Here is a 25925-nt window from a genome sequence, read left to right as displayed (position 1 = left end):
GACGTGCCACAGCTTACGGACCATCCGCCATCGGCGCTCAGAGGCCGCGCCCTCGCCGGGAGATTCGATTGTCAGTGCGGAGCAAGCCACTTGAGGGTTGTTCAGACGAATCCGCGGTGCTTCGCCCCACCGGCCGGCGGAAGCCCAAACGGCCGTACGAGCAAGGGGATTGGCCCCGTTCCGGGCGGATCCGGCGGCCCTGCCGGAGTGGATCTCGCGCGGAGTCGCCGCCGGCTTGATCCACATCACGCGGGAGGACGCGCGTGTGCGGGGAGTGACGGAAGTGAGCGAAGTCACTACCCTCCGGTCATCCCCTCCGGGATGACCCTCACGGCGGGGGGTCGGTCTCCACCCAGGGGAGTAGGCGGGGGGTGACCCCGTCATCCTCCTGGAGGCCTGCCAATGGGTACGGAGGCATGAGGCCAGGCGCCCGCCGGCCGCCTAGTGTTGAAGACAAGCGGCGGGTGGCGCACTCGTCCCCCGAGGTCACAAGCCCGCCGCTGCCAAACGACAGGGAGAAGGGCCATGGCGGACATCGCACGGCAGGGACGCAAGGCATTCGCGTTCAACGGCCATGAGTCCGGCAAGCGGCACCCGCTGGTGGCCGCCGCCATGGTCCTCCCCCTGGCCGCCGTCCTGCTCTTCGTCTTCGGAGGATTCGACCAGGTGGCGGCGCAGGCGTCGTCCGTGGGCGCGATGCTGGGGCGCTGAGCGGCGCCCCGGGTCCGGGAGAGCGGCCCGGACCGGGACATCGGCCTGTCGAACCCCGTGGGGACGGGGGCGCGACGGACGGCAGGTGAAGGGTGCTGCCCGTACGACTGGGGAGTCGGACGGGCAGCACCCTTTTTCATGCGACCCCCGTCCTCATCCGCCCCGCGCTTTCCCCGCGAGGTCCGTGCGACGTTCCTGCGACGCCCGTGCGACCGCCCCCCGACGAGCGGGACACGGCCGCGCTCCGGACACCCCAACCCGCACCCGAGTCCGTAACCTCCTCCTGGGACCGCGGCCGCGCCCGGCGGCGGCGGGGCGACACCGGAGCCGGCCACCATGACCCAGGACGACGCCACCTGGCGCCTGATGCGCGAGGACGTGCTGCTCGGCACGATCACCGTGGAGGAGACCGACTTCCCCTGGATGTACGGCCGCTTCACCGCCGAGCCCGCCTTCGCCGAGGTGAAGCCGTGGTTCGACGCCGTCCGGGAGACGATGGCCGCCGAGGTCTACGACGAACGGTTCGACGCCGCCTACGCCCCCATCGCGCGGACGCTGACGCTCGTCTCCCCCTCGGGGCCGCTGGCCGACTTCCTGCTCCACATCGACGGGACGACCGCATGGTTCCGCTGAACGACCGGCCGGCGGGCCTGCCCGCCGCCCTCGCCGCGTACGCCTCCACCGTGTGGCCCGACACCGCGCCCCACCCGTACGTCCTCCTCGCCGACCGGGACGACGGCACCGTCGTGCGCTGCGGCGCCGCCGTGGTCAAGGCGCACGCCGAGGACACCGACCGGGGCGGTCTCGCCGTACGGATGCGGATCGCGGGGGAGCGGGCGCTGGCCGAGGTGTTGCTGCCGCCGCTGACCGTGGAGGCCGGCCACGTCCTGCGACGCCCCGTCTCGCTGTGGCCGTACGGAGCCCCGGTGGATCCCGCGCGCCCCGAGGACGCCCCGTGGGAGGAGGTCGCCCGACTCCTGGCGGCCCTCCACCGCGTCCCCGTGCACACGCTCCCCGGACCGGTTCCGCCGATGCGCGGCCCGGCCAAGGTCGCCCGCGCCCTGCACCGCCTCGCCAGGGCCCTGCCCGACGCCGCGCCCCCGGTTCCCGGGGGCGTCCCGGGCCCCGCCGACGCCCGGGCCGTGTGGAACGCCGCGCGGACCCTGCCCGGGTGGGCGCGCGGGGTGGGTGAGCCGCCCCGCGGCGGGGTCCTGTGCCACGGGGACCTGCACCTCGGGCAACTGGTGCGCTGCCCGGCCCCGGACGGCGCCTGGCGGCTCATCGACGTCGACGACCTCGGACTCGGCGTCCCCGCCTGGGACCTGGCCCGCCCCGCCGCCTGGTACGCCGCCGGCCTGCTCGCCCCCGAGGACTGGCTGTGCTTCCTCGACGCCTACCGGGCCCTGACCGTACAGACCGCCGCCCTCGCCTTGGCCAAGGCGGCGGCCGGGAACCGGGACCTCGACGAGGGGGAGCGGCTGATGGTGGACTCCTGTGCCCGAATTTCCGCCCTCCCGCCCGAGTTGGAGCCGCAGCCTCCGTCGTAGGGTGAGCCCCACGCCACCGGGGCACCCCTCCGGTGGTGACGTACACGGCGAGGAGTTGATCCGGTCATGCAGTGTCCGAAGTGTCACGCGATGATGCACACCTACAACCGCAACGGCGTCCAGATCGAGCAGTGCAGCGGCTGCCGCGGCATCTTCCTCGACTACGGCGAGCTGGAGGCGCTGACCCGCCTGGAGTCGCAGTACACCTCCCAGCAGTACGGCCAGGTCCCGCCGCCCGCCGCGCCGCCCGCACCCTACCCGGCCCAGCATGGAGCCCCCGCACCCGCGCCGGCCTGGGGCGCCCCGCAGCAGCACGGCGGCTACGGCCACGGCCACGGTCACGGCAAGAACCACCGCGGCGGCTTCGGCCGGATGCTGTTCTCCTCCTGACGCCGCGCGCCGAGTCCGGGGCCCGGTACGCACACGGGCCCCGACCGGCCGGCGAACCTGCGGGCACACCCGCCGGGACAACGCGGAAGCCCCGACCGTCGAGACGGCCGGGGCTTCCGGATGGTGCGCGATACTGGGATTGAACCAGTGACCTCTTCCGTGTCAGGGAAGCGCTCTCCCGCTGAGCTAATCGCGCGGGAACGGCTTGACGGCCGCAAGTAAAGCACGCTTTACGATGATACTGCGTGCGCGATACTGGGATTGAACCAGTGACCTCTTCCGTGTCAGGGAAGCGCTCTCCCGCTGAGCTAATCGCGCGGGGATCCTTGCGGACCAGTGGACGATACTGGGATTGAACCAGTGACCTCTTCCGTGTCAGGGAAGCGCTCTCCCGCTGAGCTAATCGTCCTTGGAGGTGGAGACGGGATTTGAACCCGTGTAGACGGCTTTGCAGGCCGTTGCCTCGCCTCTCGGCCACTCCACCATGGAGCCGTGGGGGGTTCTCGGGAAGATGATCCCCCACTTCGAGCGGACGACGAGACTCGAACTCGCGACATCCACCTTGGCAAGGTGGTGCTCTACCAACTGAGCTACGTCCGCAGGTCACCGTGTTTGCTCCGGGGGGTTGCCCCTTCGCTCCCTGGCGACGTGTTGAACTCTAGCGGATTCCCGGGCCAGCTCAAAAACGCGTTTCCGCAGCGTGCTGCCGGTCGATCACCGCCGGTCACCCGGCCGTCACCTCACCGGCGGGATCCCGTCACCGGTCATAGACTCGCAGCCGTGCACGACCTGCCCCCCTTGGCCCGCTTCGGCGGCCGCCTCGCGACCGATCTCCGCGATGTCACCAGCGACCCCTCCGCCCTCGACTCCACCGGCTTCTGGGCCGTGGCCGCCGACTTCGAGGGTCGACTGGTCTGCGCGCGGTTCGGCGACGTACGCCCCGACCCCGTTCCCGCGCCGGTGCCCGGCGCCTGGCGCGGTCCCGCCGCCGACGGCTGGGTCTCCTCGCTCGACCGCGCCGCGTACGTGGCCGGCGTCCGGCGCGTGCGCGAGTACATCGCGAAGGGCGAGGTCTACCAGGCGAACCTGTGCCGGGTGATGTCCGCGCCGCTGCCCGACGCGGCCACCGCCGACGTGGACGCCCTCACCGCACTGCTCGCGCGCGGCAACCCGGCGCCCTACGCAGGAACGATTCGGCTGCCGGCGCGCGGCGTCGAGATCGCGACCGCCTCGCCCGAGCTGTACCTGCGCCGCAGCGGCCGTCACGTGGAGTCGGGCCCCATCAAGGGAACCGGCCGGACGGTGGCCGACCTGCTCCCCAAGGACCACGCCGAGAACGTGATGATCGCCGACCTGGTACGCAACGACCTCGGCCGCGTCTGCGCCACCGGCTCCGTCGCCGTCCCCGCCCTGTGCGAGGTCGAGGAGCACCCCGGGCTGGTCCACCTCGTGTCCACCGTCAGCGGCGAACTCGCCGAGGGCGCGGGCTGGGCGGAGCTGCTCGGCGCGACCTTCCCGCCCGGTTCGGTGACCGGCGCCCCCAAATCCTCCGCGCTGCGGATCATCGAAGAGCTGGAGACCGCCCCGCGCGGCCCCTACTGTGGCGGCATCGGGTGGGTCGACGCCGATCAGGGCACCGCCGAGCTCGCCGTCGGCATCCGGACCTTCTGGATCGACCGCGCGGCAGCGGGCGGACCCCGCCTGTGCTTCGGCACCGGCGCGGGGATCACCTGGGGGTCCGACCCGGACCGCGAATGGGCGGAAACGGAATTGAAGGCCGCCCGGCTGCTCGGCGTCGCCTCCGGCACGCCCGAGACGCACGGGCTGAGCGCGGGGAGCGTGCGGTGAAGATCTGGCTCGGCGGCACATTGCGGGACGTGGACGACGCGAAGGTGTCGGTGCTGGACCACGGGCTGACCGTGGGGGACGGCGTCTTCGAGACGCTCCGGGCGAGCGACGGGCACGCCTTCGCGCTCACCCGCCACCTGGACCGGCTGACCCGCTCGGCGCGCGGCCTCGGCCTGCCCGACCCCGACCTCGACGAGGTGCGCCGGGCCTGCGCCGAGGTGCTGAAGTCCAACCCGATGCCGCTCGGTCGGCTGCGGATCACCTACACCGGCGGGGTGTCCCCGCTCGGATCCGATCGCGGGGAGGCCGGTCCCACCCTGGTCGTCGCGGTCGGTCCGACGGTTCGCCGCCCGGACACCACCGCCGTGATCACCGTCCCGTGGGTGCGCAACGAGCGCTCGGCCGTGACCGGGCTGAAGACCACCTCGTACGCCGAGAACGTGGTGGCGCTCGCCCGCGCGCACGCGGGCGGGGCCAGCGAGGCCCTGTTCGGCAACACCGTCGGACGGCTCTGTGAGGGCACCGGCTCCAACGTCTTCGTGGTTCTCGACGGACAGGCGCACACCCCGCCGGTCTCCTCGGGTTGCCTCGCGGGCATCACCCGGGCCCTGACCGCGCGGTGGATCGGTGCCAAGGAGACCGATCTGCCGCTCGACGCCCTGGAGCACGCCGAGGAGGTCTTCCTCACCTCGACCCTGCGCGACGTCCAGGCCGTCCACCGGATCGACGGGCGAGAACTCGCCGGCCCCGGGCCGGTCACCGCCCGCGCGATGCGGATCTTCGACGAGCAGGCGGGCGCGGACCTCGATCCGTAGCCGCCGTCGGGGGCGGGCACTGTCGCGGCGGCCGCCCGGCGGGTAGAACTCGACGATGACCACCACCCTGCGGCCGAGCGGGCCGCTTCAGCAGAGCGACGGGGGCGCGCGCTCGCGCCCGTACGAGATCCGCGTCAACAGCAGGCGCGTCGGCGCGCTGACGATCGCCACGGACACCCCCTTCGGGCCCGCCGTCGGCGAGATCCGCGACCTCGCCGTCGACGAGCCCGACCGCCGGCGGGGCCGGGCCACCGTCGCGGCGCTCGCCGCGGAGGAGGTGCTGCGGGGCTGGGGCTGCCGTCGGGTCCGCGTCTCGGTGCCGGCCGACTCGGCGGGCGGCCGGCGGTTGGTCGAGACCCTCGGGTACGTCGAGCACGGCCGGAACATGGCCAAGAAACTCCCCGCCGAGCCGCCCGCCGCGCGCGAGGGGGTGACCGGCCGGCCCATGACGCCGGCCGAGTACGAGGAGTGGGAGGCCCTCGCCCGCGCGAGCTACGCCGCGCTCTGGGTCGAGCGGGGCATGTCCCCCCAGGCCGCGGCCGCCAAGTCGGAGGCCGACCACGACACCAACCTGCCCCGGGGACTGGCCAGTCCGGGCGTCTCGCTGTCCGTCCTGGAGGCGGGCGGCGCCACCGTCGGGACCCTGTGGATCGCGCGGCTCGACGAGGGCGCGTACGTCTTCGACGTCGAGGTGGCCGAGGAGCACCGCGGGCGCGGCCACGGCCGGGACCTGATGCTGCTCGCCGAACGCGTGGCCCTCGCCGACGGCCAACGGACCCTGGCGCTCCACGTCTTCACCACCAACACCCCGGCCCGACGGCTCTACGAGTCCCTCGGCTACCGCACGACCCGCCTGAACCTCGCCAAGGACCTGCTCTGAGCGAGAACCCGGTCAGAGGGCCAGCAGGCGGTCGGCGATCTCCTCGATGCGGGCGCGCAGGCCGTCCTGGCTCTTGCCGCCGTCGAGGCGTTCGCCGCCGATCACGTACGTCGGGGTGCCGGTCACGCCGATCGCCTTGCCCTCGGCCTGGTCGGCGTCGACGATCAGGATGTGCCGCCCGTCGACCAGCGCGGTGTCGAACTCCTCGACATCCAGGCCGAGTTCGCGTGCCACGTCCAGCAGGACGGGCTCGCCGACCCGGGTGAGCTCCGCGGTGCGGGCCAGCACGGCCTCCGCGTACGGCCAGCCCTGGCCCTGCTCCACGGCCTCCTCGGCGGCCTGCGCGGCGGCGAAGGAGTGCTTGTGCTTCTCCAGCGGGAAATGGCGCAGCACGATGTCCAGCCGGTCGCCGTAACGGGCCCGCAGGGCGCGCACGTCCTCCAGGGCGGCGTGACAGTCGGGGCACTGGAGCTCGCACCACACCTCCAGGACGACGGGGGCGGGGGAGGCGGCGGGGGCGTGGGAATCGGTCATGGGAACAGTCTCCCAGCAGTGTCCGGACCTCCGAGCACCCCCACCCACCGGTACCCGGGGAGGAGGCGCGACCCGGAGATGACCCGGAGATCGCCGCGGGATCGGTTCCGGACGTGGCCGCGGCGGCATCGCCCGGTGCAGGATGGATAGGGACAGAACGCCCAAGCCTGACTCACAGCCCTGCCCTGGAGGACAGCATGCTTGCCGAGACCACATGTTCCGCGGTGTCCGCGGCGGGCCTGGGCTTGGCCGCGGTGACGGCTTACCGCAAGCGCTTCCTGGCCGCCACCCGGATCGCCGCCTACTCGCTCATCCCCGTGGCCCTGGTGCTGACGGGCGTCGTGGAGTGGGTGTCCGGGATGGTCTTCAAGCCGTCCGTCTGGATCGGCTTCGGGCTCCTCGGTCTGTCCTGGCTGCTCTTCATGACCACCCGCGCCGTCGAACGCCGGGCGCTCGCCAAGGGCGGGAAGCCTGCGGAGGAGCCCAGGGCCGCCAAGGGCCGTCAGGCACCCGAGGCCGTCGCCCCGAACGCCTCCGCGCCCTCCCTCGGCGCCGGCGTGCCCCGGCCCGCCGCGGGCCAGGCCCCGGCGGCCCCCGCGGACGACTTCTCCGACATCGAGGCCATCCTCAAGAAGCACGGCATCTGATCCGGTCGGGCCCCCGCCGGGGCCGGGCCCCGAGGCGCGGGCGGGGCGTGTACGAACGGACGGGAACTGACGAACTCCCGCGTGTTCGTTGGCGTGTTGAGTGCCGGATCGGGGCGCGCTGCGCGATCATCGCCCCGACATGCTCGACACATCGCAGGGTGAGCCGCAGGCTCCCGCCCCCGTCGCCGAGGCCCCCGTCGCCCCAGAAGGACGCGGTTGTCTCTTCGCGCTCTCCCAGCCGCCCTTGATGATCTTCCTAGGGGTGATCGGAACCCTGCTGCTGCTCGCCGCCGTGCACGACCTCTTCCTGCTCTGACCCGTGCGCGTCCGCTTCCTTGCGACGCGCCCGGTAGGCCGCCACGTGCAACCGGTTCCCGCAGGTCCGGCTGTCGCAGTAGCGACGCGACCGGTTCCGGGACAGGTCCACGAAGGCGCGCCGGCAGTCCGGTGCCTCGCAGCGGCGCAGCCGCTCCTCCTCGCCGGAGACCACGATGAAGGCCAGCGCCATGCCGCCGTCCGCGGCCAGGTGGTCACCCAGCGAGGCGCCGGGCGCGAAGTAGTGCACGTGCCAGTCGTAGCCGTCGTGGTCGGTCAGGCGGGGCGTCGTGCCCGCCGTGGCCACCAGTTCGTTGATCTGCGTGGCGGCCGCGCGCGAGTTCGGCGCCGCGAACACCTTGGCGAACTTGCCGCGCACCGTGCGCACCCCGGACAGGTCGCGGGCGCCGAGCTCGCCGACGTCGCTGATCGCGTACTCGCGGACGAATCCGCGCAGTGCGCCCAGGTCCGGCAGCCCGTCCGTGCGGCCGGGCTCGGCCGCGGTGTTCACCAGCGCGACGACGACGTCGAGCGCGCGACGGGTGTCGTGGGGGATCTGCACGAGGTCTCCCTGAAGGGCGGGCCTGCGACGACGGGCCTGCCGTCACTTGGGGGCCGACTCTAGCGGGTCCTCCGCGAAGCGCACCGGCGCCGCCCTCGCGGTTGGCTCCCGCGAGAACAGCGCCGGTACGGCCGTATGTGGTTGTCCGACGCGCACCGTCGCCCCGAGTCGGACGGTGTCGCGCCGGTGTAGGCCTGGCTCAGCTTTCGGCCAGGATGTGGGAGAGCTCCTTGTCGAGGTCGAAGTGCCGGTGTTCGGTCCCGGGTGGGACCGCGGCGTCCGTCCGCTTGAGGAACGACTCGAGTGCTCGGGCGGGTGCTTCGAGCAGTGCTTCTCCCTCCGGTGAGCTCAGGGCGATGCAGACGACGCCCTGACCGTGGCTGCGGGACGGCCAGACGCGGACGTCGCCGGTACCGGTGGGCCGGTGGAGGCCCTCGGCGAGGAGGTCGCGGGCGAATACCCATTCGACCGTCTCCTCGGCGCCGGTGTGGAAGGTGGCGTGCACGGCGTAGGGGTCGGCCGTGTCATACCGCAGGCCCGCGGGAACAGGCAGTGAGGACTCGCTCGACACAACGAGGCGCAGGTGCAGCTCGCAGCTGACCGTGGTGTTCATAAGCGCCAGGGCCTTTCGCTCAGTGTGCGCTCGGGGATTCGCACGTCGGCGAAATCGACATGCCACCTACGGTGCCGTTGTAAACCCCTCTGACCGTTTTGCGGACCTCTGGGTCCCTCGAACGGCGGATCCAAACCACCGTTCACGCGTGTATCCGGCTCGGGTAGATTCGGTGGCATGAATACGGGGAGTGACCGCGAGACCCACGAGTCCGCGACCAGTGAGACGGAACCGGACGAGAAGCCGCACGTGTCGAGGGCGCCCGCCTTCGTCAAGGCCCGGCGCAGTCTGCACCTGAGCTGGCAGGTCGGCGTCTTCGTCGTCGGCCTGGCCATCATCGCCGCCGGTGTGGCGATGCTCGTCCTGCCGGGCCCGGGATGGGTCGCGATCTTCGCCGGCCTGTTCATCTGGGGCACCGAGTTCGCCTGGGCGCAGGTCGTGCTGCGCTGGACGAAGCGCAAGGTGGCCGAGGCGGCCCAGAAGGCGCTCGACCCGAAGGTGCGCCGCCGCAACATCATCCTGACCAGCGTCGGCCTCGTGATCGCCGGCGTGCTGGTCGGCTTCTACCTGTGGAAGTACGGCCTGATGCTGCCGTGGAACATCAAGGACCAGTGATCCGTCCCTGATGGCGGGGAGCACCGCTGACATGCGGTAATGTTTGCGGTGCGTCCGGGCGATTAGCTCAGTGGGAGAGCACTTCGTTCACACCGAAGGGGTCACTGGTTCGAACCCAGTATCGCCCACCCGGACCAGAGGCCCGGAGACTTCACCGTCTCCGGGCCTCCGGCGTTTCCCGGGCGTGTCACCCCAGCCGGCCGAACGCGGCCCGCAGTCGGCGGGCGTCGCGCAACCGCCGTTCGTACGTCGCCCCCACCGCCAGCAGCAACAGGCCGGCCAGCGCCGGCGGCAGCCACCTGGGCAGCGCGCCAACGACCTGGACCACGTACGGGGCCAGCTCGTGCAGGGCCACGGCCGCGAGGGTCGCCCCGCCCAGCAGCAGCGGTGCCTGGAGCCGCTGCCGGGCGCCGACCAGCGTGAGGGCCAGTGACGCCAGACCCAGCAGCAGCGGCCGCTGCCAGTGCGGGTCGCCCCAGGCCGCGATCAGGGTGGGCAGCCCGGTCGCCGCCAGTCCGGGCCCGTACGCCGTCCAAGACGAGGCGGCCGGGTCCCGGCGCCGCCGTACGAAGCCCACCACCAGCGCCGGGACCGTCACGGGCAACGTGTACGCCTCCGGCCAGGCCACCCCCGACGCGCTCAGCCGGACCCAGGTCGCGGCCACGAACAGCGCCCAGGCCGCCCAGCCCAGCCGGCGCCGGTCCGCACGGACCGCCGCGGCCGCGCACACCACCCCGGCCAGGGCCAGCGCCAGGGCCAGCGCCGGCCGGTCGGGGGCCGCCAAGCCCAGGGCGAGTACCCCCGACGCGATCGACGCGGCCTCGGCGGGAACCCGTACCGCGCCCCACCGGGGGCCGAACGCGACCACCGCTGCCGGCGCCGCCAGCACCGGCGGCGCCCACCACACCACCGCGAGATCCGACAGCGCGCACAGGGCCACCACCAGCGCCGTGGCCCAACCCACGGCGAGCACCGCGGCCCCGGCCCGCGCCCACCCGGGTGCGGGCCGGTACGCCGCTCCCACCGCTCCGGCGGCCGTCAGGGCCCCCAGCACCAGGACCGTGGCCAGTCGGCCGTCCAGCGCCCCCACAGCCACGTTCCCGGCCCCGAGGAGCGCGCACGCGGCGGCCGCGATCCCGGGACCGGAACCGCCGGGCCGGGCCCGCAGCGCGAGCGCCCCCGCGGCCACCGTCACCGACAGTTGCGCCACGAGCACGGCCGCCACCGGGAAGCCGAGCAGCACCGGGGCCGCGAACAGCCCGGCCCAGCCCAGGGCCACCGCGAGCACCCCGGGCTCGGGCCGGGCCGGGAGCAGTCGGGCAGCCAGGGCGGCCGCACCCGCGGTCACCAGCAGCGTCACCGCCACCGCCGCGCCCGTACCGGGTCGATCCACCTCCGGGGTCGTCGCCGCCCACACCTCGCCGAGCACCCGCAGCCGGGCCGACAGCGCCGGGACCACCGACGCCAGCGCCCAGAGCGCCGCCACCGCGGCCACGCCCAGCCCCGCGCGGACCAGGCCGCGGCGCACCGCCGCCGGGACCGAGGCCGCCCCCGACGCCGCCGGCAGGGTCAGGACCAGGGCCGCCGCCAGGTGCGCCGGCACCGCCCAGCCCGTGTCCCAGCGCGGGGAGAGCGGGCCGCCCACCGCCACCACCGCGGCCAGACCGCCCGCGAGCGCGGCGGCGGAGGCCCGGGGCACCCGCCAGGCCACGGCCACGCCGAGCGCCGCACCCGCCGCGAGCAGCAGCGCCGGAGCCGGCGCGCCCGGGTCGGCCGCCGACTCCACGCACCCGACTGCCAGAGCGGCCACGCCCAGCACGGCCCCCGCCGGCCACGCGGCCCGTGCCCGGGGCACCGTCATCGCCGCGACCACGTCGAGCGCGGCCGTCGCCAGGAGCGCCCAGCCGAGCCCCATCGGGTCCGCCGCGGAGGCGAGCGCCGCCAGCGGCAGCGGGAGCTGCGCCGCCGCCACGGCGACGGGCAGCGGCAGCCGCAGCCGGGGCAACGCGAACCCGTACCCGGCCCAGAGCGCCGCCAGGACGCCGGCCGCACCCGCCGCGTACGCGGTGCCGTCGACGGTCGACATCCCGACGGCGTGCACCGCGTACGCGTCCAACACCGTCAGCAACAACCCCAGCGCGGCGACCGACTCGGCCGTGGACCGCAGCCCGCGACGCAATAGCGACAGCGGCGCGACGAGCGCCCCCGCCGTCACCGCGGCCAGCACCGCGGCGCGCCCGGCGATGCCCAGGGAACCCCAGCTGACGAGCGTGAAGGCGAGCGCGGCCACCGAGAGCAGCACCGCGCCCAACGTCAGCAGCACGTTCTGAGCGCCCCGCCCCGAGGCGTCCTTGACGGGGAGCGAGGGCGGCGCGGGCGCGGGCGCCGCCGGCCACGGGGTCGGGGGCAGGCGCAGCAACCAGTCGCGGCGTGCCGTCAGATGGGCCCGACGGGCGTCGAGTCGGGCGAGTTCGCCGGCGATGAGCGCCAGTTCCTCGGCGGGCGACAGGGGCGTGTTCATGTATCGGAGTGTGGTGCCCGACACGCGGCCGGGACATGGGCGGGCGTACTCAGATCCGCCTGAGTACCCCGGTGCGCGGAACAGGGGGCCGGGCGCCGGGAGCGGCCGGCCAGGGGCCCGATCGGAAGCGGTTTGAACAGACCCCGAGGCTCTTGTATTGTTCAGTCCGTTCCCGGGCGATTAGCTCAGCGGGAGAGCACTTCGTTCACACCGAAGGGGTCACTGGTTCGATCCCAGTATCGCCCACCGGGACAGGCCGGTCCGTCACAGACGGACCGGCCTTCCGCATTCCCGGCCGTCAGGCCGCGGCCCCCAGTTCCGGCCGCAACGGCCAGTGCGGATCCACCGACTCCGGAGTGCCCTGGCGGGCGAACCAGGCCTGGAGCCCCCGCGCCTGCGCCGCGTGCCACACCGCCTGGAGCGTGTGCAGCTCGGCCGGCGTCAGCCGCTCCAGCCGGCCCGCGAACCGGCGCCCGACCGCCCGGACGACCTCCAGCGAGGCCAGGGCGTCCGCCGACGCGTCGTGGGCCCCCTCCAGCTCTATTCCGTAGTGCTCGCACAGGTCCGTGAGCGTCCGACGACCCTTGCGGTAGCGGTCCAGGTGCTTGTCCAACACCCGCGGATCCAGCACGGTCAGCGGTCGGTTGTCCAGATAGCGCCCCAGCGACGACGCCCGGTGCCGGCGCAACTCCCGGTCCAACAGCGTCAGATCGAAGGGCGCGTTCATCACCACCACCGGCCGGCCCGCCACCTGCTGCTCCGCCAGCGCGCGGGCTATCTCCTCCACCACCGGCGCCGGCCACCGGCCGTGGCGCTGGAGGTGCTCGTCGGTCAGACCGTGCACTTCCGTGGCGCCCGGGGGTACCGGGACGCCGGGATTGACCAGCCAGCGCGTGGAGCGGACACGACCGCCCGCACACTCCTGCACGACGAGCGCGGCGGACACGATCCGGTCCTGCTCGACGTCCACTCCGGTGGTCTCCGTGTCGAATGCGGCCAGCGGGCCCTCATACCAGCGTGTCATGGCGAACTCCTCGTCCCCGGTCGGCAGGTGGGGCGCACCCGGTTCACGCCGCCCTTGCCCGAATCGGTGATACCCGGGCTGTTTGCCCCGTACGCCGTTTGCGACTCGTCTGCTACGGAGACAACTTCCCTGGGGGAACGCACGCATGACCGGTCGTCACCCCGACACCCTCACTCTGCGGAGCCCGGAAGGCATGGGGAGCCGGCCATGGCGCTCACACAGCCCGAACCGCTCGGGGTGCCGCCGGCGCGGATCGGTCCTCGGCCGGACGCGGGGACCGGACCGCTGCGCGGCACACTCGCCACCACCGCCTGCATGGAGACCCTCCAGGTGGGATACCTGCACGCCGTCGCGGCCGCCGCCGGCTGCTCGTTGTCCCAGCCCTTCCCGGACAACGGCATCGACTGGCACGTCAGCCACGGCGCGCCCGAGCACGTCGTCGACGACGAGGTCACCATCAAGGTGCAGTTGAAGGCGACCTACCAGACACCGCCGCGGCCGGCCGGGGCCACCTTCGGCTTCACCCTCGACAACGACCACCTCGTGAAGCTGGCGCGCACTCCCGTCGCCGTCCACAAGATCCTCGTGGTGATGCTCGTACCGAGGGAGCGTGAACAGTGGCTGGCCGCCGGACACGACCGGCTCGACCTGCGGCACTGCTGCTACTGGACCAACCTCGCCGGACAGCCCGTGACCGGCCGGCGCCGGACCACCGTGCGGATCCCGACCACGCGGATCTTCGACGATCGGGCGCTGTGCGAGATCATGACCCGGGTCGGGTCGGGAGGGACACCTTGATGGAACGGTACTCACCGCGCCCGGAGCCGCTGACGCCCCCGGATCCCACCGCGTACGCGGTCGCCGCCACGCCCGATCCCGCGAAGGTCGACCCCGCCGTGCTCGGCGCGCTGCTGCACCGGCACGGCTGGCTGCGGCGCGGCGGGGCCGCCGGTCGGTACGGGAGGTGGACGCCGCCCGGGCACCCGGGCACCAGCCTGCTCGTCCCCGAGAGCCGGACCTTCCCCGACTGCGCGGACCTGCTGGACGAGGCGTTGACCGCGTTGGCGTGCAGCGGGCTGCCCTCGGCCCGGGAGGTGCTGTTCGGGTTGAGCATGCCGAGCGACGAGATCCGCTGGGAACGCGAGTTCCCCGAGGGGACGTACCCGGCGCAGGGCGCGGAGGCCTGGCCCGTACAGGAGCAACTCCGCTCGGCGGCCCGTCAACTCCTGCTCGCCGGCGCCTTGGCGGCGCACGCCCGCGCCGGCTACTACGGGGCGCGGCACCGGGCGCAGGTCGAACGGGCCCTGGACGGGGTGCTGGTGGGACCCTCGCCCGGCGGCCGGCGACTCGCCGCGTACGTCCCGGTGGACGGCGGGAGGGGCATCACGACCCGGCTGCACCACGCGCTGCACGCGGCCCGCGAGGCGGTGGACTACCGGCGCGCCACCGGCGGCATGGAGGCCTTCGACGCGGCGGTGGAGGCCGGCGTCAGCCGGGAACTCGCCGACGCCCTGATCACCCTCGTACGCGGCTCGGAGGGGGCCCGGATCGCGCTGGCCTGGGCTCCGGCGGCGGGAGTCCCGGCGGGGTGCGCGACCCGGCCGGAGGCGGTGGAGTTCTCCCCGGGCGACCTGCCCGTGCTGCGCGAGGCGGCCGCCCGGTACACCCGGGAGGAACCGGCGATCCCCGTCCGGTTGGCCGGGGCCGTGGTCCGGATGCGGCGCTCGGCGGCGGGCGGCGGCGGGACGGTGCGGCTGCGGGTGCTGTCGGGGGCGGAGGTGCCGTACGTACGGGCCGCCCTGGACGAGGAGTCGTACCGGGTCGCCGGGCACGCTCACCTGGTGGGACTGCCGGTCCGGGTCAGCGGGCGGCTCCAGCGGCGGGGCGGGTTCCGCAGGCTGACGGACGCGGTGGACGTGCGGCCGGTCCCGCTCGACGAGGTCGAACGGGACCGGCTGATGAAGTCGCTCGACGAGGCCTTCGACCCGTCGGAGGTGCTCCCCTGCGACGACTAGGCCCTGTCGTCAAAGTCTCGCCTGGCCCCACTTTGACGACAGGACCCAGGACGCCGCCGGCGCTTCGGCGTCGGGGATCCAGGACCCGTGGATCATGGCGGGGACCCGGCGGGGGAGGTGGACGGTGGCGACCGGCGGGAGGGCGAGGTCGGTCGCGTCCAGGACGAGCAACTGCGAGGCGTCGGCGTTCAGATCGCTGACCACGGTCAGCAGGTAACCCGCGTCCTCGTCGCCGGGGCCCGCCTCGGCGGCCGGCACGAACACGGCCTCGCCGGGCAGCCGGCCGGTACCGAAGGGCAGGACCTGGCGGCCGCCGGTGCTGCGGTCGTACTTGACCAGACCGTGGTTGCCGACGCCGAGGTCGTCCGGGAAGGACAGAGCGTACTGGTAGCGGTGTTCCCGGCCCAGGTAGGCGTCGTTGATGGTGGGGAACTCCACGGTCAGGTCGTCCGTCTGCTCCTCGGTGACCCTCCCGGCGGCCAGGTCGACGGTCCAGCGGCGGTTGCGGGAGCCGGAGTTGGGCTCGGCGCCGCGATCGGGGGCGCCCACCCACCAGTTCCAGGAGCGCTGCCAGCCCGCACGGCCGACGGTCGGGCCCTCCACCACGATCCGGCCGTGCGCGTCCTCGTACGCGTTGGCGAAGTGCATGCCGTAGCCGGGGGCGATCTCGAACCAGCGGATCCGGGCCGCGCCGCCCGCGCCCCGGGGCATCACCCCGATCCGGGAGACCTGGTCCTCGCTCCAGCCGTACGGGATGCCGGAGTGCTCGGAGGGATCGAAGGTCACCGATCCCTCCAGGAAGACGACGTGGTGCGCGGTCAGCGCGAAGTCGTGCTTCAGCGCCGCGCTCGCCCCCGGCACTTCCCGACTGTCGAGGACCTTCCCGTCGGCCGAGGCCACGTGGTGGATCAGGAACGGCGGGAAGGGGGAGGAGGCGAAGAAGTGGAGCTCCCCGGTGACGGGGTCCTCCTTGGGGTGGGCGGTCATCGCCGACGTCAGCTTGCCGCCGAAGTCGTAGGCACCCACGGTCTCCAGGTCGGCGGTGAGCTCGAAGGGCAGTGCGGCCTCGCTGAGGGCCAGCAGTCGTCCGGCGTGCTCGATCACGTGGGCGCCCGCGGTGCTCGCGGTCAGGTCGGGGCCGTGCTCGGTCATGCAGGGGGCGCCGTCCAGGGCGGGGGTGTGCACCCAGCGGTTGCGGTACCACTCGGCGCGGCCGTCGCGCAGCCGGATGCCGTGGACCATGCCGCTGCCCTTGAACCAGTGGGTGGGGGTGATGCCGGGCTTGGGGTTGTGGCTGTTGCGGAGCAGCCGGCCGGTCAGCTCGGGCGGGAGGGTCCCCTCCACCGTCAGGTCTGTCGCGGTGATCTCGTCGACCACGGGGGCGTAGTGGCCCGTCAGGTAGGGCTTCTTCGTGGTGGTCATCGTCTTCACTTCCTGGCTGGTCCGCACGGTGGGCCTCGGCTTTCGGAGGGTGGGGCGGGGCGGTGGCGGGGGTGTTCGGTCGGCTTCAGCGGGCTTCGGCGGTGGTCTTGAGGAGGTGGAGCCACTCCTCCAGCGACTGGCGCAGAGCCGCGCCCAGTTCGGCGGGGCGTGCCTCGACGGGGGCGCCGGCCCAGGACTCCTCGGTGCGGACGGTGACTCCCTCGGCGCTCTCGTGGAAGGTCCAGACGTGCACTCCGTCGATCCCGTGGGCGGGGCCGCCCCAGGCGATCCGCTCACCGGGCGTCACGTCGAGGACGGTCGAGGTGATGTCGAGCCCGTGGGTGAGCCAGCGGAAACGGGTGCCCGCGACCAGGGGGCCCACGAACTCGACGCGGTCGATGCCGGTGTGCCAGTCGGACCAGCCGGCGATGTCGCTGTGCAGGGCCCACACCGTGGCGAGGGGGGCCGCGACGGTGGTCTCCAGTTGGACGACGGCGGGGGCGTGCTCGTCGGTCGTGGTGGGGCGGGTGTGGTTCGTGGTCATGACGGGTGCTCCTGAGTTCGGTCGGGAGGGGATCGTGAATAGTGTGTGTGGTTGACCACTCACTCTTTGGGCCGGAAGAAGGGCGGGCTCCGGGGCCCGCCCTGTTCCGTCGTTCGTCCTCGTGTCCGCCCCGCGTCGTCAGTAGTGTCGGACGCCGGCCGAGAGGGTTCGTGTCCACGGCGCGTCCACGGCCTGCGTGTCCATCGAGACCAGCAGGTGGCAGAGCATGCCGATCGCGAAGAACTGCTGCACTTCCGGTTCGCTGCCGCCCGAGGCGCCGCGCACGTACTCCACGAGACGGGCGTAGCCGGCCCGGACGGCGTCGCGGACCGCGTCCTCCGACACCGCCGCCGCCTGGGCGTGGGTGAGGACGAGCAGTAGGTCCTTGTCCGCGATCAGGTGGGCGTAGGCGTCGCCCATGGCGCTCAGCACCGCCTCGGGCGCACTGCCCCCGGCGTTCGCCGCACCCTCCTCCAGGCTGGCCCGCACCCGGGTGAAGCAGTGGTCGACGACCGCCGTGAACAGCGCCTCCTTGTTGGGGAAGAGCCGGTAGACGTACGACTGCGAGATGCCGGCGGCCTTGGCCACCTCCGTGGTCGTGGTGCCGAAGTAGCCGCGCGAGGCGAAGGCCCCGATGGCCGTGCGCAGCACCGTGTCCCGGCGTTCCTCCGCGGAGGAGAGCTGTCGACGTCGTTCCGTGTTCATGTGAGTAATAAACCACTCACACTTTTGGATGTCAACGGTTCGGAGGAGCGCAGGGAGCGGGATTCCGGGAGAACGAGGCCATCCGCAGCCCCGGGACGGGCTCGAAGTCCTCGCCGCGCAGGAAGCCGAGGCGTTCGTACAGGGCCACGGCGGGCGCGTTCGCGGCGCCGGTGGTGACGGTGACGGGCCGGTCGGCCGGGGTCCGCGCGCACAGCAGCGAGGCGATGCCCCGGCGGAACCAGGCCGGATCCACGCACAACCGGTCGACGCACACGCCGCCGTCCTCCGCGTCCTCCCACGCGAGGAACCCGGCGATCGCGCCGTCCGGCGCGACGGCGCCGATCCAGTGCAGGGGCCGCTCCCGCATCTCGTCGAGGCTCTCCCGTAGGGCGGGGATGCCGTCGAAGCCGATGAGCGCGGCCTCCACGGCGTACGCCGCCCGACCCACGCGGTGGACGGCGGCGGCGGTGGGGTCGTCGGTGAGGTCCAGCGGGCGGACGAGCACGTGCGGCATGGCGGTTCGCTCCAGGGGGTCGGGACGCGGCGAAACGGTACCCCGGCCGGTCATCGCCGAGGTGGGCGTCCGGCTCCGGCGAACAACCGTTTAACGGTGGCGCCCCCCGGCTCGGTACGATTCAGGCGCGCAGTGTTCGCTCGCGCACCCCCTGAGTCAGGAGAGACCGGTGTCAGACGTCCGTGTGATCATCCAACGCGATTCCGAGCGGGACGAGCGCGTGGTGGCCACGGGCACTACGGCGGCGGAGCTCTTCGCCGGCGAGCGCACCATCGTCGCCGCGCGCATCGCGGGGGAGCTGAAGGACCTCGCGTACGAGGTGCAGGACGGCGAGACCGTCGAACCGGTGGAGATCTCCTCCGAGGACGGCCTGAACATCCTGCGCCACTCGACCGCGCACGTCATGGCGCAGGCCGTGCAAGAGCTCTTCCCCGAGGCCAAGCTCGGCATCGGCCCGCCGGTCCGCGACGGCTTCTACTACGACTTCGACGTCGCCCGCCCCTTCACCCCCGATGACCTCAAGGCCATCGAAAAGAAGATGCAGGAGATCCAGAAGCGCGGGCAGAAGTTCGCCCGCCGCGTGGTCACCGACGAGGCGGCCCGCGAGGAGCTCGCGGACGAGCCGTACAAGCTGGAACTCATCGGCATCAAGGGTTCGGCCTCGACCGACGACGGTGCGAACGTCGAGGTGGGCGGCGGCGAGCTGACCATCTACGACAACCTCGACGGCAAGACCGGCGAGCTGTGCTGGAAGGACCTCTGTCGCGGTCCCCACCTGCCCACCACCCGCAACATCCCCGCCTTCAAGCTCATGCGCAACGCGGCCGCCTACTGGCGCGGCAGCGAGAAGAACCCGATGCTCCAGCGCATCTACGGCACCGCGTGGCCGTCGAAGGACGAGCTGAAGGCCCACCTCGACTTCCTCGCCGAGGCCGAGAAGCGCGACCACCGCCGCCTCGGCACCGAGCTCGACCTGTTCTCCGTACAGGACGAGATCGGCTCCGGCCTGGCCGTCTTCCACCCGCGGGGCGGCGTCATCCGCCGCACCATGGAGGACTACTCGCGCAAGCGCCACGAGGAAGAGGGCTACGAGTTCGTCTACACCCCGCACGCCACCAAGGGTGCCCTCTTCGAGAAGAGCGGTCACCTGGACTGGTACGCGGAGGGCATGTACCCCCCCATGCAGCTCGACGGTGGTACCGACTACTACCTCAAGCCCATGAACTGCCCGATGCACAACCTGATCTTCGACGCGCGCGGCCGCTCCTACCGCGAACTGCCGTTGCGCCTCTTCGAGTTCGGCACCGTGTACCGGTACGAGAAGTCCGGCGTGGTGCACGGCCTGACCCGTTCGCGCGGCTTCACCCAGGACGACGCGCACATCTACTGCACCAAGGAGCAGATGGCGGAGGAGCTCGACCGCACCCTCACCTTCGTGCTGAACCTGCTCCGCGACTACGGTCTGACCGACTTCTACCTGGAGCTGTCGACCAAGGACCCGGAGAAGTTCGTCGGCTCGGACGAGGTCTGGGAAGAGGCCACCGCCGTTCTGCAGTCGGTCGCCGAGAAGCAGGGCCTGCCCCTGGTCCCGGACCCGGGCGGCGCCGCGTTCTACGGTCCGAAGATCTCCGTCCAGTGCCGTGACGCGATCGGCCGTACCTGGCAGATGTCAACCGTGCAGCTCGACTTCAACCTGCCGGAGCGCTTCAACCTGGAGTACACCGGCCCCGACGGCTCCCGTCAGCGCCCGGTCATGATCCACCGAGCGCTCTTCGGTTCCATCGAGCGCTTCTTCGCCGTGCTGCTGGAGCACTACGCGGGCGCCATGCCGCCGTGGCTGGCCCCCGTCCAGGCCGTCGGCATCCCGATCGGCGACGGGCACGTGGAGTACCTGCAGGAGTTCGCCGCCGAGGCGAAGAAGCAGGGGCTGCGCGTCGAGGTCGACGCCTCCTCGGACCGGATGCAGAAGAAGATCCGCAACCACCAGAAGCTCAAGGTCCCGTTCATGATCATCGTCGGTGACGAGGACATGGCCGCCGGCACCGTCTCCTTCCGCTACCGCGACGGTTCTCAGGAGAACGGCGTGGCCAAGGACGAGGCCTTGGCCAAGCTGGCCAAGGTCGTCGCGGACCGCGTCCAGGTCTGACCGACCGAGCACGTCAGGAAGGGGTCTCCCGGGAACTCTCGTTCCCGGGGGGCCCCTTCTCGTCCTCCCGGCGGAAGACCTGGATCAGCCAGGACGAGAACGAACCGGTCACCGCGCCCAGCAGGGCCACGCCGAAGACCATCATCACGACCGCGATCAGCCGCCCCACCGGGGACACCGGGGTGATGTCCCCGTAGCCCACCGTCGTCAGCGTCTGGCTCACCCACCACAGCGAGTCCCCGAAGGTGCGGATCGTGGAGCCGGGGATCAGCCGCTCCTCGTGGTAGACGCACAGCGCCCCCGAGAAGCCGAGCAGGACCGCCGAGAGCCCGGCGTACGTGATCACCCGCTCGTACAGCCCGCGGCGCGGGCGGTTCTGCCTGGCCTGGACGGCGTCGTGGACCTTGACCATCCGCAGGGGCCGCAGCAGCGGCAGGATGACCACCAGGGTGTCCAGCCAGTGGAGCCGGACGAAGCGGTGCGGCTTCTGGCGGCTGAGCACCAGCCGGACCACGTAGTCGACGATGAAGCAGACCCACATCAGCAGGACCAGCAGCCCGGCGATGTCCCGCCAGATGTGGTCCGCCTTGTGGGCGAGGACGCGGACCGCGTATCCCGCGATGAAGATCAGGGAGGCGTAGAACAGCGGCAGCTCGGTCCGGCGTTCCCAGGCCTTGTCGCGGGGCTCGACATCGGGGTGCATGTGCCCAGCATCGTGGCGGAGGTGCCCGTCTTCGCCCCGGCGACACGCCCCGCGGGGGCAAGGTCATATGCTGCATCCCATGACGATTGAGCCGGAGCAGCAGATCGGTGTGGGCACGCAGGACGCGTTCCAGCGTCTGTGGACGCCCCACCGGATGGCCTACATCCAGGGGGAGAACAAGCCGACTGGTCCGGAGGCCGGGGACGGGTGTCCCTTCTGCGGGATTCCGGACATGTCGGATGAGGATGGGCTCGTGGTCGCCCGGGGCAGGCACGTCTACGCCGTGCTCAACCTGTACCCGTACAACGGTGGCCACCTGATGGTCGTCCCGTACCGGCACGTCGCCGACTACACGGAACTCGACGCCGCCGAGACCGCCGAGCTCGCCGACCTGACCAAGCGGGCCATGACCGCCCTGCGCAAGGCGTCCGGGGCGCACGGATTCAACATCGGCATGAACCAGGGCGCGGCGGCCGGCGCCGGCATCGCCGCGCACCTGCACCAACACATCGTGCCGCGCTGGGGCGGGGACACGAACTTCATGCCGGTCGTCGGCCACACCAAGGTGCTCCCGCAACTGCTCGCGGACACCCGCCAGATGCTCGCGGACGCCTGGCCCACCGACTGAGACGCAGCCGACGGCCGGGCCGGACGGCCCGCGCCGCCCGGCCCACGCCTCGTGGACCCGCCCGGGCCGACGCTTCGCGGCCCCCGGCCCTACGCGTCGTAGACGTCGGCCTTGCGCGGCGAAGGCTCCTGGATCAGGCCGCTCATGATCGAGGAGCGGTTGGTGAAGCGGTCGGTGTCCACGCCGTTCTCCTCCAGGACCTTGAACGCGGCGGTGTGCACCGACCGCAGGACCGGGGCCACCGTGCGCAGGGCGTCGTCCGCCATGAAGCGGTGGCGCCACATCGAGCCGGCCCACACGTGCCGCAACCCGAACGGCTCGGGCAGGATCAGCTTGCCGCCGAAGTACTCCAGGACCGGCGGGTACCAGGTCAGCGAGGCGCGCACGGCCAGGCGGACCACCTCCGTCGCGTCCACCAGCGGGAGCTGTTGCTCCACCGTCTCCCAGAAGCGGACGGACTTGGCCACCTCGACCGTCTTGGGCGCGGACTTCGTGGTGAACAGACCGTGCACGGGGCCCAGGGAGTGGGCGGTGACGTCCACCCGCAGGGTCTTGTAGAGCACCGTGACGGTGACCAGCATGGTGATGACGAGCTGCCCGTCCCAGAGCGGGTACTGGATGCCCAGGTAGTGCCGGTTGCCGGCACTGAACTGCTGCTCGTTGCAGATCCGGGTGATCTCGTGCGGCTTCACCAGGAAGGTGTCCACGTCCTCGCCGGTGGGCCGGGCCACCTCGGCCGCGCCCTCGCCGATCGGGGTGACGATCCAGTGCTGGATCGACGCGGTCGGGAAGCCCCCGGTGTGCAGCGGGCCGCGCTCCAGCTTGCGGAGCTGAGTGTCGATCGCGCGTATGACGTCCCAACTGCGGAACGGGTGGATGTCGGCGCCCTCGGTCCTCGGGGTCAGCTCCTCGGCCATCTGCCAACTGCCCCAGCGGGTGCCCATGCCGAGGATCCCCTTGGGGCCGGCGTAGAAGGCGGAGTTGCTGCGGTCCTCGGCGGTGAGCTTCGCCAACTGGCGGCGCAGGTCCTCGCGGGCCTTCTCGTCGGGGTTGCCCGGCACCGCCTCGGGGATCTTGGCGGCCACGCCCCCGCCGCCCAGCAGCCCGTCCCAGCGGGACCGCATGTCGACGGCGGTGGCCTCGCAGATCCGGCGGGCCAGGAACCAGCCCAGCGCCGGAGCGATGATCATCGCGCGCAGGTATATCCCGAGGAACCCGGTGAAGGGCAGCCGGAACATCAACACCGCCACCACGACGGCGACACCCACGAGCAGGGCGGTGACCAGCCACGACCGCTTGCCCTCGCCCTTGCCCAGGGACTTGCGGAGCTGGAACAGGCCCAGCCACAGCAGCAGCCCGGGCAGGAAGAGCACCCCGCACACCAGCACGATCATGCGCAGCTTGCGGTCGCGCTCCTTGCGGATGCGGGACGCGGCCAGGCAGTGCTCGACGACGGTCTGCGGGTCGGCGCCGAAGGACTGGATGAGCGGCTTGCGGCCGGCGCCGAGGGTGCGCGCCTCGACCGCGCGGCAGAAGGCCTCGCCCAGGTTGGGTTCGAAGAGGGAGATCCTGGGGGCCTTGACCTTCGACTCGTGGAGGTCGTTGTTGGCCTTGAGGATCTCCTCCAGTTTGCCGTCGCGGTACGCGGCGGAGGCCAACGCGTTGGTCGCGGCGGTCTGCCCACCGCCTCCCTGGAGCGGAACCTGCGCCCCGGGCCTGAAGTCGAAACCGTCGTCCGCCACCGTTGCCCCCATCACCGTGCGCCTGTGCCCACTGCCGGCTCGCGCCGGCCGTCGTCCTGCCCCGCGCCGCCGAAAAGCCTATCGGCGCAGCCTGCCCCATGGTCATGGGACAGGGAAATACCGCCCACCGCAAGCGGGTTGGGTGGGCGGTCGCCACGGCGCTATGTCAACTACGTTCCCTTCTCGGCCTGTTCGCGAATCTTTTCCGCCAATTGTGGTGGCATGGGTTCGTGGCGGGCGTACGTGCGACGGAACCCGCCCGTGCCGTGCGACACGGACCGCAACTCCACCGCGTACCGGCCGATCTCGATCTCCGGGATCTCCGCGCGCACCCGGGTCCGGCCCGGCCCGGCCTGGTCGGAGCCGACGACGCGGCCCCGACGCCCCGCGAGGTCGCTCATGACCGGGCCCACGTACTCGTCGGGCACCAGTACGTCGAGTTCCGCGAACGGCTCCAGGAGGTGCATGGTCGCCTCGGCGGCGGCCTCGCGCAGGGCGAGCGCGCCCGCGGTCTGGAAGGCGGCGTCGGAGGAGTCCACCGAGTGCGCCTTGCCGTCGAGCAGGGTGATCCGTACGTCCACCAGTGGGTACCCGGCCGCGACCCCGCGCGCGGCCTGGGCGCGGACGCCCTTCTCCACGGACGGGATGAACTGGCGGGGCACCGAGCCCCCGACCACCTTGTCGACGAACTCCACGCCGCTGCCGGCCGGGAGCGGCTCGACCCGGATCTCGCAGATGGCGAACTGGCCGTGGCCCCCGGACTGCTTGACGTGGCGGCCGCGGCCGGTGGCCTCGGCGCCGAAGGTCTCGCGCAGGCTGACCTTGTGGGGGACCGGGTCCACCTGGACCCCGTAGCGGGTCCGCAGGCGTTCGAGCACGACGTCCTGGTGGGCCTCGCCCAGACACCACAGGACGAGCTGGTGCGTGTGCGGGTTCTGCTCCAGCCGCAGCGTCGGGTCCTCGGCCACGAGACGGGCCAGCGCCTGCGAGAGCTTGTCCTCGTCGGCCTTGCCGTGGGCCTCGACGGCGAGGGGCAGCAACGGCTCGGGCATCGACCAGGGCTCCATCAGGAGGGGCCGGTCCTTGGCGGAGAGCGTGTCGCCCGTCTCGGCGCGGGTGAGCTTCGCCACGCAGGCGAGGTCGCCGGCGATGCACCGGCCGAGGGGCCGCTGGTGCTTGCCGAACGGGGAGGACAGGGCCCCGGTCCGCTCGTCCACGTCGTGGTCCTCGTGCCCGCGGTCCGCGAGCCCGTGGCCGGACACGTGCACCGTCGCCTCGGGGAGCAGGGTGCCGGAGAAGACGCGGACGAGGGAGACGCGGCCGACGTAGGGGTCGGAGGAGGTCTTGACGACCTCGGCCACGAGGGGCCCGTCGGGATCGCAGGTGACGGCGGGGCGCGCGGAACCGTCCGGGGCGGTGACGGCGAGCGGCGCGCGTTCCGCGGGGGTCGGGAAGCCGCCGGTGATCAGTTCGAGGAGCTCCACCGTCCCGAGGCCCTGGCGGGCACCCTCGGCCGCCGGCGCCGCCATCAGCACGGGGTGGAAGGTGCCCCGGGCGACGGCCCGCTCCAGGTCGTCCACGAGGGTCTTGACGTCGATGTCCTCGCCGCCGAGATAGCGGTCCATGAGGCTCTCGTCCTCGCTCTCCGCGATGATCCCCTCGATCAGGCGGGAGCGGGCGTCGGCGATGAGGGCGAGTTCCGCGGGATCCGGGTCGCGTTCGACGCGTTCCCCGGAGCCGTAGTCGTGCACGCGCCGGGAGAGCAGGCCGAGCAGCCCGGTGACGGGGGCGTGCCCGTCCGCGCCCGCGGGCCCGTGCAGGGGCAGGTAGAGCGGTACGACGGCGTCCGGGTCCTCGGCGCCGAAGATCTCCCCGCAGACACCGGCCATCTGGGCGTAGTCGGACCGGGCCGCCTCCAGGTGGGTGACGACGATGGCCCGGGGCATGCCGACGGCCTCGCACTCGTCCCAGACCATGCGGGTGGCGCCGTCGATCCCGTCGGCGGCCGAGACGACGAAAAGGGCCGCGTCCGCTGCCCGCAGACCGGCCCTGAGTTCCCCGACGAAGTCGGCGTATCCCGGAGTGTCCAGGACGTTGATCTTGATCCCGCCCCATTCGACGGGGACGAGGGAGAGCTGGACGGACCGGTGGCGACGATGTTCGAGCTCGTCGTGGTCGGAGACGGTCGAGCCGTCCTCGACCCGCCCGGCGCGATTGACGGCCCCGGCGGTCAGCGCCAGGGCCTCGACCAGGGTGGTCTTGCCGGCGCCGCTGTGGCCGACCAGCACGACGTTCCGTACGGAAGTGGGCCGGTCGGCCGTCAGTGCCCTGCCGGCGGCCCCGGCTTGGTGTGATGTGGCTCCCATGATGCTCGTGCCTCCCGGTGTCGCGGTGAGGAGGGTGATCGGGGTCCTTCGAGCTTTGCACCGGTGTCACACCACGTCCATACGTCGTACCCGGAGCCGTCCGGAGCACGACAAGCGG

General features: G+C 72.5%; 25 protein-coding genes and 7 tRNA genes. 15 read left to right on the top strand and 17 right to left on the bottom strand.

Annotated elements, in window-relative coordinates; translation table 11 throughout:
• The first annotated feature begins 525 nt into the window (after nt 1–525).
• The 4 genes from OTB19_RS08925 (at nt 526) to OTB19_RS08910 (ending at nt 2648) form a co-directional block, all read left to right on the top strand.
• Nucleotides 526–711 carry a hypothetical protein gene (locus OTB19_RS08925; RefSeq protein ID WP_053684373.1) on the top strand — a complete coding sequence of 62 codons (186 nt, stop codon included), beginning with the start codon at nt 526–528 and terminating at the stop codon, nt 709–711.
• Nucleotides 712–1047: 336 nt separating this feature from the next.
• A complete protein-coding gene (locus OTB19_RS08920) occupies nt 1048–1344 on the top strand; it encodes a hypothetical protein (protein WP_267797498.1) in 297 nt (98 codons plus the stop codon).
• Complete coding sequence (locus OTB19_RS08915; RefSeq protein ID WP_267797497.1) at nt 1332–2258, top strand: phosphotransferase; 927 nt, start codon at nt 1332–1334, stop codon at nt 2256–2258. The genes OTB19_RS08920 and OTB19_RS08915 overlap by 13 nt, the downstream gene beginning before the upstream one ends.
• Nucleotides 2259–2324: 66 nt before the next feature.
• Nucleotides 2325–2648: a zf-TFIIB domain-containing protein gene (locus OTB19_RS08910; RefSeq protein WP_267797496.1), complete on the top strand. Its 324-nt coding sequence runs from the start codon at nt 2325–2327 to the stop codon at nt 2646–2648.
• 121 nt (nt 2649–2769) lie between these two features.
• On the opposite strand, the gene OTB19_RS08905 is transcribed toward OTB19_RS08910, so the two are convergent.
• The 5 genes from OTB19_RS08905 to OTB19_RS08885 all read right to left on the bottom strand — a co-directional run bounded on the left by OTB19_RS08905 (nt 2770) and on the right by OTB19_RS08885 (nt 3248).
• Nucleotides 2770–2844: transfer RNA gene (locus OTB19_RS08905), tRNA-Val, on the bottom strand.
• 50 nt (nt 2845–2894) lie between these two features.
• A tRNA-Val gene (locus OTB19_RS08900) sits at nt 2895–2966 on the bottom strand.
• Nucleotides 2967–2985: 19 nt separating this feature from the next.
• Nucleotides 2986–3057: transfer RNA gene (locus OTB19_RS08895), tRNA-Val, on the bottom strand.
• A 1-nt stretch (nt 3058) separates the two neighbouring features.
• A tRNA-Cys gene (locus OTB19_RS08890) sits at nt 3059–3132 on the bottom strand.
• A 43-nt stretch (nt 3133–3175) separates the two neighbouring features.
• Nucleotides 3176–3248, bottom strand: a tRNA-Gly gene (locus OTB19_RS08885).
• A gap of 180 nt (nt 3249–3428) precedes the next feature.
• On the opposite strand from OTB19_RS08885, the gene OTB19_RS08880 reads away from it, so the two are divergent.
• The 3 genes from OTB19_RS08880 to OTB19_RS08870 are packed head-to-tail and all read left to right on the top strand — an operon-like array spanning nt 3429 to nt 6191.
• On the top strand, nt 3429–4496 hold the full coding sequence (locus OTB19_RS08880) for a chorismate-binding protein (RefSeq protein ID WP_267797495.1): 1068 nt from the start codon (nt 3429–3431) through the stop codon (nt 4494–4496).
• Nucleotides 4493–5311 carry an aminotransferase class IV gene (locus tag OTB19_RS08875; protein WP_267797494.1) on the top strand — a complete coding sequence of 273 codons (819 nt, stop codon included), beginning with the start codon at nt 4493–4495 and terminating at the stop codon, nt 5309–5311. Before OTB19_RS08880 ends, OTB19_RS08875 begins: the two co-directional genes overlap by 4 nt.
• A gap of 55 nt (nt 5312–5366) precedes the next feature.
• Nucleotides 5367–6191: a GNAT family N-acetyltransferase gene (locus tag OTB19_RS08870; protein WP_267797493.1), complete on the top strand. Its 825-nt coding sequence runs from the start codon at nt 5367–5369 to the stop codon at nt 6189–6191.
• Between the two features lie 12 nt (nt 6192–6203).
• On the opposite strand, the gene OTB19_RS08865 is transcribed toward OTB19_RS08870, so the two are convergent.
• On the bottom strand, nt 6204–6725 hold the full coding sequence (locus tag OTB19_RS08865) for a DsbA family protein (RefSeq protein WP_267797492.1): 522 nt from the start codon (nt 6723–6725) through the stop codon (nt 6204–6206).
• Nucleotides 6726–6922: 197 nt separating this feature from the next.
• On the opposite strand from OTB19_RS08865, the gene OTB19_RS08860 reads away from it, so the two are divergent.
• A complete protein-coding gene (locus OTB19_RS08860) occupies nt 6923–7372 on the top strand; it encodes a hypothetical protein (protein ID WP_267797491.1) in 450 nt (149 codons plus the stop codon).
• A 256-nt stretch (nt 7373–7628) separates the two neighbouring features.
• Here the strand turns inward: OTB19_RS08860 and OTB19_RS08855 are convergent, their stop codons facing one another.
• Nucleotides 7629–8249, bottom strand: a complete 621-nt coding sequence (locus OTB19_RS08855; RefSeq protein ID WP_267797490.1) for a CGNR zinc finger domain-containing protein — start codon at nt 8247–8249, stop codon at nt 7629–7631.
• A gap of 199 nt (nt 8250–8448) precedes the next feature.
• Complete coding sequence (locus OTB19_RS08850; protein WP_030011909.1) at nt 8449–8862, bottom strand: SsgA family sporulation/cell division regulator; 414 nt, start codon at nt 8860–8862, stop codon at nt 8449–8451.
• Nucleotides 8863–9039: 177 nt separating this feature from the next.
• Between OTB19_RS08850 and OTB19_RS08845 the strand changes: the two genes are divergently transcribed.
• Together OTB19_RS08845 and OTB19_RS08840 are read left to right on the top strand one after the other, a co-directional pair.
• Nucleotides 9040–9477 (top strand): TIGR02611 family protein, encoded by a 438-nt coding sequence (locus tag OTB19_RS08845; RefSeq protein WP_267797489.1) that lies wholly within the window; start codon nt 9040–9042, stop codon nt 9475–9477.
• A gap of 56 nt (nt 9478–9533) precedes the next feature.
• Nucleotides 9534–9605: transfer RNA gene (locus tag OTB19_RS08840), tRNA-Val, on the top strand.
• Nucleotides 9606–9664: 59 nt separating this feature from the next.
• Here the strand turns inward: OTB19_RS08840 and OTB19_RS08835 are convergent.
• A complete protein-coding gene (locus tag OTB19_RS08835; RefSeq protein ID WP_267797488.1) occupies nt 9665–11998 on the bottom strand; it encodes an SCO7613 C-terminal domain-containing membrane protein in 2334 nt (777 codons plus the stop codon).
• A 174-nt stretch (nt 11999–12172) separates the two neighbouring features.
• Between OTB19_RS08835 and OTB19_RS08830 the strand changes: the two genes are divergently transcribed.
• Nucleotides 12173–12244, top strand: a tRNA-Val gene (locus OTB19_RS08830).
• A gap of 52 nt (nt 12245–12296) precedes the next feature.
• Here the strand turns inward: OTB19_RS08830 and OTB19_RS08825 are convergent.
• Nucleotides 12297–13022: a 3'-5' exonuclease gene (locus OTB19_RS08825; RefSeq protein WP_053684397.1), complete on the bottom strand. Its 726-nt coding sequence runs from the start codon at nt 13020–13022 to the stop codon at nt 12297–12299.
• Between the two features lie 207 nt (nt 13023–13229).
• On the opposite strand from OTB19_RS08825, the gene OTB19_RS08820 reads away from it, so the two are divergent.
• Together OTB19_RS08820 and OTB19_RS08815 are read left to right on the top strand one after the other, a co-directional pair.
• On the top strand, nt 13230–13820 hold the full coding sequence (locus OTB19_RS08820; protein ID WP_267797487.1) for a DUF4365 domain-containing protein: 591 nt from the start codon (nt 13230–13232) through the stop codon (nt 13818–13820).
• Nucleotides 13820–15037 (top strand): hypothetical protein, encoded by a 1218-nt coding sequence (locus tag OTB19_RS08815; protein WP_267797486.1) that lies wholly within the window; start codon nt 13820–13822, stop codon nt 15035–15037. Before OTB19_RS08820 ends, OTB19_RS08815 begins: the two co-directional genes overlap by 1 nt.
• Nucleotides 15038–15046: 9 nt before the next feature.
• Here the strand turns inward: OTB19_RS08815 and OTB19_RS08810 are convergent, their stop codons facing one another.
• The 4 genes from OTB19_RS08810 to OTB19_RS08795 form a co-directional block, all read right to left on the bottom strand.
• A complete protein-coding gene (locus OTB19_RS08810) occupies nt 15047–16459 on the bottom strand; it encodes a carotenoid oxygenase family protein (protein ID WP_267797485.1) in 1413 nt (470 codons plus the stop codon).
• An 85-nt stretch (nt 16460–16544) separates the two neighbouring features.
• Nucleotides 16545–17003 carry an SRPBCC family protein gene (locus tag OTB19_RS08805; protein ID WP_267797484.1) on the bottom strand — a complete coding sequence of 153 codons (459 nt, stop codon included), beginning with the start codon at nt 17001–17003 and terminating at the stop codon, nt 16545–16547.
• A 138-nt stretch (nt 17004–17141) separates the two neighbouring features.
• Nucleotides 17142–17708 carry a TetR/AcrR family transcriptional regulator gene (locus OTB19_RS08800; RefSeq protein WP_267797483.1) on the bottom strand — a complete coding sequence of 189 codons (567 nt, stop codon included), beginning with the start codon at nt 17706–17708 and terminating at the stop codon, nt 17142–17144.
• Nucleotides 17709–17739: 31 nt separating this feature from the next.
• On the bottom strand, nt 17740–18222 hold the full coding sequence (locus tag OTB19_RS08795) for a GNAT family N-acetyltransferase (protein ID WP_267797482.1): 483 nt from the start codon (nt 18220–18222) through the stop codon (nt 17740–17742).
• A 169-nt stretch (nt 18223–18391) separates the two neighbouring features.
• Between OTB19_RS08795 and thrS the strand changes: the two genes are divergently transcribed.
• Complete coding sequence (gene thrS / locus OTB19_RS08790; protein ID WP_267797481.1) at nt 18392–20368, top strand: threonine--tRNA ligase; 1977 nt, start codon at nt 18392–18394, stop codon at nt 20366–20368.
• Nucleotides 20369–20381: 13 nt separating this feature from the next.
• Here the strand turns inward: thrS and OTB19_RS08785 are convergent, their stop codons facing one another.
• The gene (locus OTB19_RS08785) at nt 20382–21071 is read right to left on the bottom strand and encodes a potassium channel family protein (RefSeq protein WP_267797480.1); all 690 of its coding nucleotides are present in this window, start codon (nt 21069–21071) and stop codon (nt 20382–20384) included.
• Nucleotides 21072–21138: 67 nt separating this feature from the next.
• Between OTB19_RS08785 and OTB19_RS08780 the strand changes: the two genes are divergently transcribed.
• Nucleotides 21139–21699 (top strand): HIT family protein, encoded by a 561-nt coding sequence (locus tag OTB19_RS08780; protein WP_053676661.1) that lies wholly within the window; start codon nt 21139–21141, stop codon nt 21697–21699.
• Between the two features lie 89 nt (nt 21700–21788).
• On the opposite strand, the gene OTB19_RS08775 is transcribed toward OTB19_RS08780, so the two are convergent.
• Nucleotides 21789–23453, bottom strand: coding sequence for a hypothetical protein (locus OTB19_RS08775; RefSeq protein WP_267797479.1), 1665 nt, complete (start codon nt 23451–23453; stop codon nt 21789–21791).
• A 158-nt stretch (nt 23454–23611) separates the two neighbouring features.
• Nucleotides 23612–25807 (bottom strand): elongation factor G-like protein EF-G2, encoded by a 2196-nt coding sequence (locus OTB19_RS08770; RefSeq protein ID WP_267797478.1) that lies wholly within the window; start codon nt 25805–25807, stop codon nt 23612–23614.
• Nucleotides 25808–25925: the final 118 nt, after the last annotated feature.

It is taken from the genome of Streptomyces sp. H27-H5 (genome assembly GCF_026627505.1).
In the GTDB taxonomy this organism is placed as follows: domain Bacteria; phylum Actinomycetota; class Actinomycetes; order Streptomycetales; family Streptomycetaceae; genus Streptomyces.
This window is presented reverse-complemented; position numbering and strand designations above follow the sequence as displayed.

Coding starts and splice junctions, on each gene's coding strand:
- OTB19_RS08810 (WP_267797485.1), bottom strand. CDS start 16,459: ATGACCACCACGAAGAAGCCCTACCTGACGGGCCACTACGCCCCCGTG.
- OTB19_RS08805 (WP_267797484.1), bottom strand. CDS start 17,003: ATGACCACGAACCACACCCGCCCCACCACGACCGACGAGCACGCCCCC.
- OTB19_RS08770 (WP_267797478.1), bottom strand. CDS start 25,807: ATGGGAGCCACATCACACCAAGCCGGGGCCGCCGGCAGGGCACTGACG.
- OTB19_RS08795 (WP_267797482.1), bottom strand. CDS start 18,222: ATGCCGCACGTGCTCGTCCGCCCGCTGGACCTCACCGACGACCCCACC.
- OTB19_RS08820 (WP_267797487.1), top strand. CDS start 13,230: ATGGCGCTCACACAGCCCGAACCGCTCGGGGTGCCGCCGGCGCGGATC.
- OTB19_RS08845 (WP_267797489.1), top strand. CDS start 9,040: ATGAATACGGGGAGTGACCGCGAGACCCACGAGTCCGCGACCAGTGAG.
- OTB19_RS08860 (WP_267797491.1), top strand. CDS start 6,923: ATGCTTGCCGAGACCACATGTTCCGCGGTGTCCGCGGCGGGCCTGGGC.
- OTB19_RS08870 (WP_267797493.1), top strand. CDS start 5,367: ATGACCACCACCCTGCGGCCGAGCGGGCCGCTTCAGCAGAGCGACGGG.
- OTB19_RS08865 (WP_267797492.1), bottom strand. CDS start 6,725: ATGACCGATTCCCACGCCCCCGCCGCCTCCCCCGCCCCCGTCGTCCTG.
- OTB19_RS08850 (WP_030011909.1), bottom strand. CDS start 8,862: ATGAACACCACGGTCAGCTGCGAGCTGCACCTGCGCCTCGTTGTGTCG.
- OTB19_RS08835 (WP_267797488.1), bottom strand. CDS start 11,998: ATGAACACGCCCCTGTCGCCCGCCGAGGAACTGGCGCTCATCGCCGGC.
- OTB19_RS08920 (WP_267797498.1), top strand. CDS start 1,048: ATGACCCAGGACGACGCCACCTGGCGCCTGATGCGCGAGGACGTGCTG.
- OTB19_RS08925 (WP_053684373.1), top strand. CDS start 526: ATGGCGGACATCGCACGGCAGGGACGCAAGGCATTCGCGTTCAACGGC.
- OTB19_RS08915 (WP_267797497.1), top strand. CDS start 1,332: ATGGTTCCGCTGAACGACCGGCCGGCGGGCCTGCCCGCCGCCCTCGCC.
- OTB19_RS08815 (WP_267797486.1), top strand. CDS start 13,820: ATGGAACGGTACTCACCGCGCCCGGAGCCGCTGACGCCCCCGGATCCC.
- OTB19_RS08800 (WP_267797483.1), bottom strand. CDS start 17,708: ATGAACACGGAACGACGTCGACAGCTCTCCTCCGCGGAGGAACGCCGG.
- OTB19_RS08780 (WP_053676661.1), top strand. CDS start 21,139: ATGCTGCATCCCATGACGATTGAGCCGGAGCAGCAGATCGGTGTGGGC.
- OTB19_RS08775 (WP_267797479.1), bottom strand. CDS start 23,453: ATGGGGGCAACGGTGGCGGACGACGGTTTCGACTTCAGGCCCGGGGCG.
- OTB19_RS08910 (WP_267797496.1), top strand. CDS start 2,325: ATGCAGTGTCCGAAGTGTCACGCGATGATGCACACCTACAACCGCAAC.
- OTB19_RS08825 (WP_053684397.1), bottom strand. CDS start 13,022: ATGACACGCTGGTATGAGGGCCCGCTGGCCGCATTCGACACGGAGACC.
- OTB19_RS08785 (WP_267797480.1), bottom strand. CDS start 21,071: ATGCACCCCGATGTCGAGCCCCGCGACAAGGCCTGGGAACGCCGGACC.